The 12,417-nt window shown below is 55.2% G+C and carries 8 protein-coding genes; 4 read left to right on the forward strand and 4 right to left on the reverse strand.

All coding sequences use genetic code 11. The features are described 5' to 3' along the window. Nucleotides 1–3: 3 nt before the first annotated feature. The 3 genes from acnB (at nt 4) to J7J49_RS18090 (ending at nt 5,277) form a co-directional block, all read left to right on the forward strand. Nucleotides 4–2,607, forward strand: coding sequence for a bifunctional aconitate hydratase 2/2-methylisocitrate dehydratase (acnB, locus tag J7J49_RS18080; RefSeq protein WP_215094632.1), 2,604 nt, complete (start codon nt 4–6; stop codon nt 2,605–2,607). 186 nt (nt 2,608–2,793) lie between these two features. Next, nucleotides 2,794–3,291: a ribonuclease E activity regulator RraA gene (rraA, locus tag J7J49_RS18085; protein ID WP_502793520.1), complete on the forward strand. Its 498-nt coding sequence runs from the start codon at nt 2,794–2,796 to the stop codon at nt 3,289–3,291. 42 nt (nt 3,292–3,333) lie between these two features. Beyond that, on the forward strand, nt 3,334–5,277 hold the full coding sequence (locus tag J7J49_RS18090; protein WP_215094636.1) for a glycerophosphodiester phosphodiesterase family protein: 1,944 nt from the start codon (nt 3,334–3,336) through the stop codon (nt 5,275–5,277). A gap of 8 nt (nt 5,278–5,285) precedes the next feature. Here J7J49_RS18090 and ggt read toward each other — a convergent pair whose 3' ends face one another. After that, entirely contained in the window at nt 5,286–7,076 is a 1,791-nt protein-coding gene (gene ggt, locus J7J49_RS18095; RefSeq protein WP_215094638.1) for a gamma-glutamyltransferase, read from the reverse strand. Nucleotides 7,077–7,212: 136 nt separating this feature from the next. Then, nucleotides 7,213–9,588 carry a phosphoenolpyruvate synthase gene (gene ppsA, locus J7J49_RS18100; protein ID WP_215094732.1) on the reverse strand — a complete coding sequence of 792 codons (2,376 nt, stop codon included), beginning with the start codon at nt 9,586–9,588 and terminating at the stop codon, nt 7,213–7,215. 272 nt (nt 9,589–9,860) lie between these two features. Here ppsA and ppsR point away from each other — a divergent pair, with 272 nt between their 5' ends. Next, a complete protein-coding gene (gene ppsR / locus J7J49_RS18105; RefSeq protein ID WP_064233538.1) occupies nt 9,861–10,694 on the forward strand; it encodes a posphoenolpyruvate synthetase regulatory kinase/phosphorylase PpsR in 834 nt (277 codons plus the stop codon). A gap of 31 nt (nt 10,695–10,725) precedes the next feature. On the opposite strand, the gene J7J49_RS18110 is transcribed toward ppsR, so the two are convergent. Both J7J49_RS18110 and nagZ read right to left on the reverse strand, forming a co-directional pair. Next, nucleotides 10,726–11,304 (reverse strand): hypoxanthine-guanine phosphoribosyltransferase, encoded by a 579-nt coding sequence (locus J7J49_RS18110; protein ID WP_007114399.1) that lies wholly within the window; start codon nt 11,302–11,304, stop codon nt 10,726–10,728. A gap of 48 nt (nt 11,305–11,352) precedes the next feature. Further along, entirely contained in the window at nt 11,353–12,384 is a 1,032-nt protein-coding gene (gene nagZ, locus J7J49_RS18115) for a beta-N-acetylhexosaminidase (RefSeq protein ID WP_215094640.1), read from the reverse strand. Between the last annotated feature and the right edge of the window lie 33 nt (nt 12,385–12,417).

The raw sequence follows: 12,417 nt of genomic DNA on the forward strand, positions 1-12,417 counted from the left end.
AACGTGCTTGAAGCTTATCGCCAACATGTCGAGGAACGTGCCGCCGAGGGCGTCCCGCCCAAACCCCTAACCGCCGAACAAGTAGCCTCACTGGTTGAGCTACTGAAAACGCCACCGGCCGGTGAAGAGGAGTTTATCCTCGATTTAATCACCAACCGCGTCCCGCCGGGCGTTGACGAGGCCGCTTATGTTAAAGCAGGCTTTCTCACCGCCATTGCGAAAGGTGAAGCAAGCTCCCCGCTGATCGACAAGATTCACGCCGTTAAGCTGCTGGGCACCATGCAGGGTGGCTACAACATCGTTTCAATGGTGGAGCTACTCGATAACGAGGAGCTTGCCCGTGAAGCAGGCGAACAGCTCAAGCACACCCTGCTGATGTTCGACGCCTTCCACGATGTGGAAAGCCGCGCCAAGAACGGCAACAGCGTCGCGAAAGAGGTTATTCAGTCCTGGGCAGACGCCGAGTGGTTCCTGTCTAAACCGGCCCTGGCTGAAAAAATCACCCTTAGCGTGTTTAAGGTCCCTGGCGAAACCAATACCGATGACCTGTCTCCTGCGCCGGACGCCTGGTCTCGCCCGGATATTCCGCTGCACGCCAATGCCATGCTTAAAAACGAGCGTGACGGTATTGAGCCTGTCGCCCCAGGCACCACAGGCCCGCTCAAACAGATTGAAGATGTTAAAGCCAAAGGTTTTCCGGTCGTATACGTAGGCGACGTTGTTGGCACCGGTTCATCGCGTAAGTCAGCCACCAACTCTGTCCTGTGGTTCTTCGGCGACGATATCCCTTACGCTCCCAACAAGCGTGCTGGCGGCTTCTGTTTTGGCAGCAAAATTGCCCCTATCTTCTTTAATACTATGGAAGATTCAGGCGCCCTGCCGGTTGAGATGGACGTCACTAACCTGAACATGGGCGATGTCATCGATGTTTACCCTTACGCAGGTAAAGTGTGCAAACACGATAGCGATGATGTACTCACCACCTTCGAGCTTAAAACACAGCTGATTCTGGATGAAGTACGCGCTGGCGGCCGTATTCCCCTGATCATTGGCCGTGGCCTGACCGGTAAAGCGCGTGAGTCGCTGGGCCTACCCACTTCAGACGTTTTCCGCCTACCTGATCAGCCCAAAGATACCGGTAAAGGCTTTACTTTAGCGCAGAAAATGGTCGGTAAAGCGTGTGGCTTGGACGGCGTGCGTCCCGGCATGTACTGCGAGCCCAAGATGACCACCGTTGGCTCACAAGACACCACAGGGCCAATGACTCGTGATGAGCTGAAAGACCTTGCCTGCCTGGGCTTTCAGGCCGACCTGGTCATGCAGTCGTTCTGCCATACCGCCGCTTATCCGAAGCCGGTTGATGTGGATACCCACCATACCCTGCCTGACTTCATCATGAACCGTGGCGGCGTTTCGCTGCGCCCTGGCGACGGCATTATTCACAGCTGGCTGAACCGTATGCTGCTGCCTGATACCGTGGGCACCGGCGGCGACTCGCACACCCGTTTCCCGCTTGGCATCTCGTTCCCAGCCGGTTCGGGCCTAGTCGCGTTTGCCGCTGCCACCGGCGTCATGCCGCTGGACATGCCGGAATCGGTACTGGTTCGCTTTAAAGGCAAGCGCCAGCCTGGCGTAACCCTGCGCGACCTGGTTCACGCTATTCCGCTCTACGCCATCAAGCAAGGCTTGCTGACCGTTGATAAATCCAACAAGAAAAACGCCTTCTCCGGGCGCGTGTTGGAAATTGAAGGTCTGGAAGATCTGACCGTAGAGCAAGCCTTTGAACTTTCTGATGCGTCCGCCGAGCGCTCTGCCGCTGGCTGTACTATTACCCTGTCAGAAGAGAGCGTTACCGAGTATCTGAAGTCCAACATCACGCTGCTGAAGTGGATGATGGGCAACGGTTACGGCGACGAGCGCACCATCAGCCGTCGTATTGAAGGCATGGAAGCGTGGCTGGCTAACCCAAGCCTGATGCGTGCCGATCAAGACGCCGAGTACACCGAAGTTATCGAAATTGATCTGGCTGAAATTAAAGAACCGGTTCTGTGTGCGCCGAATGACCCGGACGATGCGCGCCTGCTGTCTGAAGTGGCAGGCCAGAAAATCGACGAAGTCTTTATCGGTTCATGCATGACCAACATCGGCCACTTCCGGGCTGCTGGCAAACTGCTTGAAAAGCAGCCTGCTGGCAGTTTAAAAACCCGCCTGTGGCTGGCACCACCGACGAAAATGGATCAGCACCAGCTGACTGAAGAAGGCTACTACGGTATTTACGGCCGTGCCGGTGCCCGTATGGAGATGCCGGGTTGTTCACTGTGTATGGGTAACCAGGCCCGCGTTGCCGCTAAGAGCACCGTGGTGTCTACGTCTACACGTAACTTCCCGAACCGTTTGGGTGATGGTGCCAATGTATACCTCGCCTCGGCGGAACTGGCGGCCGTTGCCGCAGTAGAAGGACGCCTCCCCAGCGTTGAAGAGTATCAACGCTATATGGGTGAGTTTGACGCTATGGCGGGCGAGATTTATCGTTACATGAACTTTCACGAGATTGAGGAGTATCAAAAGATCGCCTCAAACGTGATTCCGGTCGCTCAAGAAGCCTAACGTTCGTTAGGTGCTTGAGATAGACCGCCCCATCGCCGATGCTCGCAACATCGCAGACGATGTGACAAATTGCATTTTCTGAGTCGATGACCGAACGCCCCGCCACTGTTTTTACAGGGCGGGGCGTTTTTTTGCACGATTCGGTTAGCTGCCTATGCTAGTACTAGCCTTTCATAAAAGGAGCCTATGATGACGAATTCGATTGATATAGTGACGCCCGATCTCTGCGATGCACACCCAGATGTGGCAGTGCTTGACCCGCTGTTTGTCAATTTTGGTGGGCTTGAAGCCTTCTACGGCCCCATTCGTACAATAAAGTGCTTTGAAGATAACTCCATGGTTAAACAAGCCGTCGCCGAGCCGGGTAACGGCGCTGTCCTGGTGGTTGATGCCGGTGGCTCGCACCGCTGCGCCATGTTGGGTGATATGCTCGCCGAGCAGGCAGTCGCCAACGGCTGGGCGGGAGTCGTTATGTACGGCTGCGTACGCGATGTGGATATACTTGCCGCCCTACCCATTGGCGTTCAGGCATTGGGTAGCCACCCGCGCAAAAGTGAAAAACGCGGCGAAGGACAGCGTGACATCGACGTTACCTTTGCCGGTGTCACCCTGCGGCCTGGCCAGTGGCTATATGCCGATAACAACGGCATTATTGTTGCGGAGCATGAGTTGCCCCTTGCTTAATAACGGCTGTGTATTAACCAAGCTTGTTTTAAATAGAGCCCCTTGCCAGGTGTGGCGGTTACTGCCACCCTGGTGGTTCATTCTTACCGTTTAATGACGATGCAGCCTTTGACCTACCTTGGCTCAGCCTTACTGCGTACCTTACGCGATCATCTTCGCCCACTGATCGCCTACCACCTGTTTTTTACCCTGCTCGCCTCAGCCTTGCTGCTGCCAGCGATCACCTGGGTGACGCGTGGGCTGCTAGCCCAACTTAACCGCACCGTGGTCACCAACGACGAGTTGATTGGGCTACTCTTCAGCCCGCTGGGACTGCTCGGAATGCTGGTAGGGCTTGGCTTCACTTTTGTGATTATTTATTGGCAGCAGGCGGGCATGCTGCAGGTAGCCGTCAGACCCCGCGACAATCACTATCGGCTAGCCCTTGAAGCACTCTGGCTGAGTACCCGACGGCTGCCTGCTTTGGCAGGCCTGGTCATACTCCAAGTAGGCACTCACTTATTACTGCTGGCACCCTTTATGGCCGGGCTCGCATGGCTTTACGATGTCTGGCTAAGCGGTATAGACCCCTACTATCTACAGCGCGTGCGCCCACCTGCCCTGTGGTATTTCATTGCCTGCGCACTGCCGCTGATTGTCGCTTGGGCATGGGCTGCGTCATGGCTCTACCTACGCTGGCTATTGGCGCTGCCCCTAGTGGCACTGGAACGCTGCAGCCCGTGGCAGGCACTTAAGCGCAGCGTCAACCTAACCCGTGGCTGGCGCCGCTCTATTGGCGCTGCGGTGTTGCTGCTTTTGGTGCTGATCGTTAGCCTGCCGCTGTTGGTGACACTGCTGTTTGACCGGCTATTTACGCCGTTACTGTGGTGGCTACCCGAATATAATGCCGTGCTTATCCCGGCGATGCTCGCCTACTTACTCGGCTATGTACTGGTCACCCTGGCCATTACGTTTATCGGTATTGCCGCCAATGCGCTGCTTTCCGCCTGCCTGTATATGCAGTTGGCTCACCGCGAACCCCGTCCAGCAGCCCCTCCTGAAGACATTAACGCAGGCAAATTGGCCTGGGCGGTTGAACTCAGCGTGCTGATTTTTGCCGGCCTTCAAGCGTGGTGGATCCTGAATAGCTTTGAGATACGCGACAACGTCGCGGTGATTGCCCACCGCGGCAGCTCTATGGTCGCGCCTGAAAACACCCTAGCCGCGTTAGAGCAGTCACTGATTGATGGCGCTGACTATATCGAAATCGACGTACGTTTGAGCAGTGACCAGCAGGTAATGCTCTACCACGACCGCAGTATGGCGCGGCTAACCGGCGATAGCCGTGAGTTTGGTGAACTGACCAGAGAGCAGCTTAGTCAATTCGATGTGGGCAGTTGGTTTGGTGATGCTTTTCAAGGCGAGAATATTCCCGGCTTGGACGAAGCACTCGAAAGGGTTCGTGGCAAAGCAGGGTTAATGATTGATATCAAGCCTCTACCAGGTCAAGAACAGGCGTTAGCCGATGCCGTTATTGAGGCCTTACATGCAGAGAGCGACGTGCGCTATCGCTGCTGGGCGACCCAACAAAGCGCATTCGACGGCTATACAGCGTGCGGATTCCCCCATGCGCTCTTAGACATGCGCATGGCAACCATGTCACCTTCATTAGTTAAGCATATCAAAACCCAAGCACCGGAACTCCGCGTGACCTTGCTGGCCCAGCTGATACTGCCTGGCACACTGAACCGGCGTGACTTTGATGCACTGGGACTGCGTCATAACCGCATCACGGAAGGAGAAGTTCGTTTAGCGCGTCTATATGGCTATGAAATACATGCCTGGACTGTCAATGATCGAGCGCGAATGTCGACGCTGATTGATCTGGGTGTCGATGCGATCATTACCGACTACCCAGATCGTTTAAGCGAACTCATTCAAGACCGGCGCGAATTGAGCGACGGGGCGCTGATGTTGGTGAAGTTGCGCAATTGGCTTCGCCAATAGGCGCTTACTTAATCACCCATTACCACACCTTCGCGACGGGGGTCAGCGCCACCAAACAGGGTGCCATCGCTAAGGCGCATAATGGCCTGGAGACCGCTGGTGAGTTCGCGCTCGCTGACCGTATGGCCGCGTTCGCGCAGTGACTCGATAGTCGCCTCAGGGAAACGTCCCTCCTCCACATAGACATCCCCGCCGAGCGTAATAGCATGGGGAAGGTTGAGCGCTTCCTGCGCACTCAAGCCCCAGTCACGCATGGCCACTAAAGTACGGGCGGTATAATGAATAATGGCAGCACCGCCTGGAGAACCAAGACTTGCCACCAACTCACCGCTGTCCTGATTGAATACCAGGGTCGGACTCATGCTCGAACGCGGACGTTTACCGGGCTCGACTCGGTTTGCCACCGGTTCGCCATCAACCTCGGGTACAAATGAAAAGTCGGTGAGTTCGTTATTAAGCAGGAAACCACCGGTTAGCCCCGTGCCGCCATCAGACATGATCCGCGAGCCAAATGCCTGCTCGATGGTGGTAGTCATCGCCACCGCGTTACCCTCCTCATCGATAATGCTGATATGGCTGGTACCGTACTCAGGCTGTTCGGGCTGGCTTGCCCAGCTAACGCTTAGCTCGCCAGGATTACCGGGTTCAGCGCTATCGCCCATACTCATCTCGTCGATAAGTGCACTACGCTGTTCAAGATAATTGGGCGCCAGCATCAGAGACCAGTCACCACCCGGTGCCTCGACAAAGTCTGGGTCGGCAATGTAACGGCCACGATCCGCAAACGCTAAGCGCGAAGCTTCTAAAAACTGGTGCAGCCACCCGCTGCTGGAAGCACCATCATCTAGCGGGGCTTCAAGTAGCGGCTGCTGATCAAGCATGCCCAAAATCTGCATGATGGTTAGATGACCCGACGAGGGCGGCGGGAAGCCACATACTTCCCACTGTTGCCAAGGCGTGCACAGCGGCTCGCGATCAAGCGCTTCATAGCCACTCATATCTTCCATCGATAAGCTGCCTGGGCGTTCAGGGTGGTTCTGAACGCGCTCAACGATATCTTCGGCCACTGCTCCTTCATGCAGAGCGGCGCTGCCTTGTTCAGCGAGTTGGCGAAATACCGCTGCTAAGGCAGGGTTTTTGAGCATTTCGCCCACGGCGATGGGCTCGCCTTCAGCATCGTAATAAAACTGGCTCGCCAGAGGGTCTTGGCGCAAGAATTCATCGCTTTCAAGGCTGGTGTGCAGCCGATTACTCACAGCAAAGCCCTCTTCCGCTAAGGTAATCGCTGGCTTAAACAGCTCCGCCCATTCCAGTTCACCATGCTCAGCGTGAGCCTTCTCAAGCATACGCAGCGTGCCCGGAACGCCCACGGAGAGACCACTAACCACGGCATCGTTAAACGCCAGTGGCTCACCATCCTGTAAAAATAGTTCGCCGTTAACGCCCTGGGGGGCCGTTTCACGTCCATCGTAGGCGCGAACCTCGTCGCCGTCGTAGTGCATCAAAAAAGCACCGCCGCCAATACCGCTTGATTGTGGCTCCACCAAATTCAGCACCATTTGTACCGCAATGGCCGCATCAATGGCGTTGCCTCCGGCTTTAAGGACTTGATAACCGGCATCGGTGGCTAACGGGTTGGCTGCGGCCACCGCGAACGACTCCGCCGCCCAACCCGGCTTCTCTTCGTAACCAGACTCGCTTTCAGGCGAAATGGAAGGAGTCTCATAGCTAAACCCCCAGCTATATAAAGGCGCCACCAGCAAAACAGGTAGCGCGAACTTAACTGACTTTGGGGACATCTCAGCGCTCTCCGCGACAAATTAAAAGACTACTCCAGAAAAACCACTCCGGAAAAACTACTCCAAAAGAGTAGCCTATAAAAACAACGACGCCCGGCACAATGGCCGGGCGGTAAATTAGTTAAAATAAATGTAACTATTCGATTGTTTGGCCTGCGAGCATAAACCAGGTTTCCAGTACTGCGTCGGGGTTGAGTGATACAGAGTCAATGCCCTGCTCCATCAACCACTTAGCCAGATCAGGATGGTCTGACGGCCCCTGCCCACAGATACCGACATATTTACCCTTCGCTTTGCACGCCTGAATTGCCATGGCAAGGAGCTTTTTAACCGCCCCATTACGCTCGTCAAACAGATGCGCCACGATACCCGAGTCACGATCCAATCCTAACGTTAGCTGGGTCAGGTCGTTTGAGCCGATGGAGAAACCGTCAAAATACTCCAGGAACTCATCGGCGAGCAAAGCGTTAGCCGGCAGCTCGCACATCATAATCACTTTCAAGCCTGTTGGGCCGCCGCGCTCCAGGCCGTTTGCAGCCAGTAGCTCTACCACCTCACGCGCTTCGTCGGTGGTACGCACAAAAGGCACCATAATTTCGATATTCTCGAAACCCATCTCTTCACGCACCCTCTTCAGCGCGCGACACTCAAGCTCAAAGCAGGGTCGGAATGCCTCTGAAATGTAGCGTGATGCGCCCCGGAAACCCAACATGGGGTTCTCTTCACCCGGCTCATAGAGTTTACCGCCAATCAGGTTTTCGTATTCGTTTGACTTGAAGTCTGACAGCCGCACGATGACACGCTGGGGATAGAACGCCGCCGCCAATGTAGAGATGCCTTCAACCAGCTTATCGACATAGAAGCTGACCGGATCGCTATAGCCCGCGGTACGTAAATCGATCACCTGCTGCAAGTCCACTGGCAGCGTGCTGTACTCCAACAGCGCTTTGGGATGCACGCCGATCATGCGGTTAATGATAAATTCGAGACGCGCTAACCCCACGCCAGCGTGAGGCAAACTGGCAAAGCCAAAGGCGCGATCAGGGTTACCCACATTCATCATAATTTTGAAGGGAATTTCCGGCATTGCATCGACGCTGGAGACCTTGCAATCAAACTCCAACAGCCCCTCATAGACATTGCCAGTATCGCCTTCCGCGCAAGAGACCGTGACGTCGACCCCTTCTTTTAACTGGGTAGTGGCATCGCCACAGCCGACCACTGCGGGAATGCCAAGTTCACGGGCGATGATCGCCGCGTGGCAGGTTCGTCCGCCGCGATTGGTGACGATCGCGGAAGCCCGCTTCATGATTGGCTCCCAATCCGGGTCAGTCATATCAGTGACCAGGATATCGCCATCATGGATCTTATCCATATCGTCAGGGCTGAGTACGACTTTGACAGTACCTCGGCCGATGCGCTGACCAATTGCCCGGCCAGTAATTAACGTGCGGCCTTTTTCACGCAGTTGAAAGCGCTCGAGCTTGCCGCCCTCCTGCTGGGAGACCACCGTTTCAGGGCGCGCCTGAACGATGTAAAGCTCACCGTCATCACCATCTAACGCCCACTCAATATCCATAGGCCGCTGGTAGTGCTGTTCAATGGTCATCGCTTGGCGAGCAAGATCCATCACTTGCTGATCATTAAGACAAAAACGACCCCGATCCTGGTGCGGCACATCGACGGTTTCCACCGATTTACCCGCGCTGGCGTCCTGACCGTAAACCATCTTGATTAGCTTGGAACCTAGGTTCCGGCGTAGCACGGCCGGGCGACCTGCTGCCAGGGTCGGTTTGTGCACGTAGAATTCATCGGGGTTGACGGCACCCTGCACCACGGTTTCACCCAAGCCCCAAGAGGCGGTGACGAAAACGGCCTCTTTAAAGCCGGATTCGGTGTCTAGAGTAAACATAACGCCAGCTGCGCCGGTCTCTGAGCGCACCATTTTCTGTATGCCTGCCGACAAGGCGACATTTTCGTGGGCGTAGCCGCGGTGCACACGATAAGAGATCGCACGGTCATTAAATAGCGAGGCGAAGACTTCATGCACCGCACGCTTGATATTCTCGAAGCCCTCAATATTGAGGAAGGTTTCCTGCTGGCCTGCGAAGGAGGCATCAGGCAGGTCTTCGGCGGTCGCTGAGCTGCGCACGGCCACTTTCAGTTGCGGGTGCTGTTGCTGCAACTGGCCGTAAGCATCACGCAGGGCTGCTTCAAAGCTAGGGGGGAGCGGCGTATCGATAATCCACTGGCGAATGGTGCGGCCCGCCTCAGCCAGTGCCTTAACATCGTCGACGTCAAGGCGGGCCAGGGTGGTATTAATGCGTTCGTTTAAGCTTTCGTGGGAGAGAAATTCACGGTAAGCATGGGCGGTAGTCGCAAAGCCGCCGGGAACCGTTACGCCAGCACCGGACAGGTTGGAAATCATTTCACCCAGAGAGGCGTTTTTACCACCTACGCGTTCGACGTCCGCCATGCCCAACTGATCGAACCACAGAATGTACTCTTCCACGTAACCCCCTCTCTCATAGATATCGGCATGGCCACTGATATGGGCATTAATGCCGTAGGCCATGGATAATACACTGAGCTACCCTAGCACCGCGCCGATACATTCGCCATTGGTCTAATAGCGAAGAGAGTGGAGGATTTTTACAACAGCGGCGCTTTTTGGGCTATTTATGTAGTCAGACGCCTTTGACGCCGTCCTGACAGCCGATGACACGTTGTGCTGGCAAACGCCTCGGCACACAATAGGCGAATCACTCACCAGTGGATTGCGTTATGAAGCGTACGGCTTTTTTTATTTCAGATGGCACCGGGATTACGGCGGAAAGTCTAGGGCGAAGCTTATTGGCCCAGTTCAGCGATGTAGAGATCGACATGCAGACCAAGCCCTATATTGACACGTTGGAAAAAGCTCAGGCATTAGCCGCGATTATTGAGTCAACAGCTAGCCGCGACGGCCACCGCCCGATCATCATTGACACCATTGTGGATCAACAGATTCGCGACGTTATTCGTCAGGCATCCGGGTTTAAAGTCGATATATTTTCAACTTTCTTAGAACCCTTAGAGCAAGAGTTAGAGACGCACTCTTCCTACAGCGTTGGCCGCACTCACTCGATTGGCAGCGACGACGTCTATATGGATCGTATTCATTCCGTGCATTTTGCGCTGGATAACGACGATGGTGCCCGCACCCACCAATATGATAAGGCCGATATCATCCTGGTTGGCGTTTCGCGCTGCGGTAAAACCCCTACCTCACTCTATCTGGCGTTACAGTTTGGCATTCGAGCGGCTAACTATCCGCTAACAGAAGATGATCTAGATGAAGACGGCATGCTCAAGCTACCCAAGGCGTTAGCACCCCATCGGCAAAAGCTGTTTGGCCTAACCATCGATGCGCGACGCTTATCGGCGATTCGCAACGAAAGACGCCCCAATAGCCGTTACAGCTCTATGGATAAGTGCCTGCAAGAAGTGGAACAGGCAGAGTCGCTCTACCGTACTATGCACATTCCGTTTATTGACGCAACGCGCTTCTCGGTAGAAGAAATTTCGACGCGGATGATTGCCGAAACGGGCTTAGCGAGGCGTTTCTCGCCCCGCTAAGCGTAAAAAATCACCACAAGCCCTCAGCGGATTACATACCTTTGGGGGCAAAAATTCCCGGTGCGTTGCGCCAGTACCCTTTGTAATCCATGCCAAAGCCAAACACGTAGCGGTCGGCAACTTCCAGGCTGCAATAGTCAGCTTTTAAACCGGGTACGGCTTTGCGGTTGTGCTGTTTATCTACCAGCACTGCCGTAGTGACACTGGCGGCCTGGGCTTCTTCGCAGTAAGCCAGAATCGCCGCCAGGGTCGCGCCCTCATCCAAAATATCGTCTACAATAACCACATGGCGACCGGCCATCGGCACTTCTGGGGAAACGCGCCAAAATAGCTCGCCGCCACGCAGCTCGTTGCGGTAGCGGGTGGCATGCAAATAATCCACTTCCAGCGGGAAGCCCAAGCGGGTCAGCAGGTGCCCGGTGGTAATCAAGCCGCCATTCATCACGCAGTAAAACACTGGCAGTTTATCGCCTAAATCTCGTGTGATCGCTTCCGCCATGCGGTCAAGCGCCCGCTCTACCTCTTGCTGTGAAATAAGGCAGTCGGCGTTATCCATCAATTCGCGCATCGAGTCCAACGACTCTAAGGCTTCTTTATCCAGCTTTGACATCTACCAACTCCACGCGGGTTAAAAGCTTCAGTTATTTGAGCAAGAGATCTATTCAGCGCTTGGCTTGGGCTTGTCCGCTAGCGCTTCCAACTTGGCGTGGGCACGCCGCCAACGGCCCAGCGCACTCAGTGCGTCCAGGTCTGGTCGCGCACGGCCATAACGTAGCTTTGCGGGGCGTTTGGTATTGACCCCTTGGCATGCTTGCATGACATCAAGCGCGGCGGTACGGTCATTACACACCAGCAGCATATCGCAACCTGCTGCAAGTGCGGCCTGGGCACGCGCTTTGGGGTCTCCTGCTTCATGGGCGCCCGCCATACTTAGATCATCTGAAAAAATGCAGCCTTTGAAGCCTAGCGATTCCCGTAGCATGCCCAGCCAAGTGGGTGAAAACCCCGCTGGGCGCGTATCGAAAGCGCTATAAATAACGTGCGCAGGCATAACCCCATCCAGCTGTGAGGCTAACTGGGTAAAGGGCACAAGATCATGCTGTTTAATCACGTCTAGCGGGCGGTCATCGACCGGTAGCGCAACGTGGGAGTCCGCTGCAACGCCGCCATGACCCGGGAAATGCTTACCCACAGCGGCCATACCGGCATCGTGAAGCCCTTGAATAAAGGCACTGCCCAGTTGGGCCACGTGCAGAGGATCACTACTAAAACTACGGTCACCGATAACACTGGATAGGCCGCTCTCAACATCCAATACCGGAGCGAAGCTTAGATCCAGCCCGCAGGCGGCCATCTCCATCCCCAGCAGCCAACCAGCATCTTTGGCTAACGCCAGGCCATCTTCCGGGGTAGCGTGATAACATTCGCCGATACGCGCCATGGCAGGAAGACGTGTTAAGCCCTCCTTAATGCGCTGCACGCGACCGCCTTCCTGATCCACGGCAAGCAGTAAATCAGCCCGCACGCGGCGAATATCGCTACAAAGCTGGCGCACCTGATAGCCATTTTCGACATTGCGGGCAAATAAAATGACACCCCCTACCGTCGGTTCTAGCAACAAGCGTTTCTCTGCAGCCGTCAATTTTGGGCCTTCAAGGTCAAGCATGACCGGGCCTAACGGTTGAGTCATCGTGAGAGATCCATTGAAAGGGGCGATGATTCT

This window comes from Halomonas sp. ISL-56, from assembly GCF_018612805.1.
GTDB lineage: Bacteria > Pseudomonadota > Gammaproteobacteria > Pseudomonadales > Halomonadaceae > Vreelandella.

Excerpts from the sequence above, each read along its gene's own strand:
- rraA (WP_502793520.1), top strand. The coding sequence starts at position 2,794 with ATGATGACGAATTCGATTGATATAGTGACGCCCGATCTCTGCGATGCA.
- ggt (WP_215094638.1), bottom strand. The coding sequence starts at position 7,076 with ATGTCCCCAAAGTCAGTTAAGTTCGCGCTACCTGTTTTGCTGGTGGCG.
- ppsR (WP_064233538.1), top strand. The coding sequence starts at position 9,861 with ATGAAGCGTACGGCTTTTTTTATTTCAGATGGCACCGGGATTACGGCG.
- J7J49_RS18110 (WP_007114399.1), bottom strand. The coding sequence starts at position 11,304 with ATGTCAAAGCTGGATAAAGAAGCCTTAGAGTCGTTGGACTCGATGCGC.
- nagZ (WP_215094640.1), bottom strand. The coding sequence starts at position 12,384 with ATGACTCAACCGTTAGGCCCGGTCATGCTTGACCTTGAAGGCCCAAAA.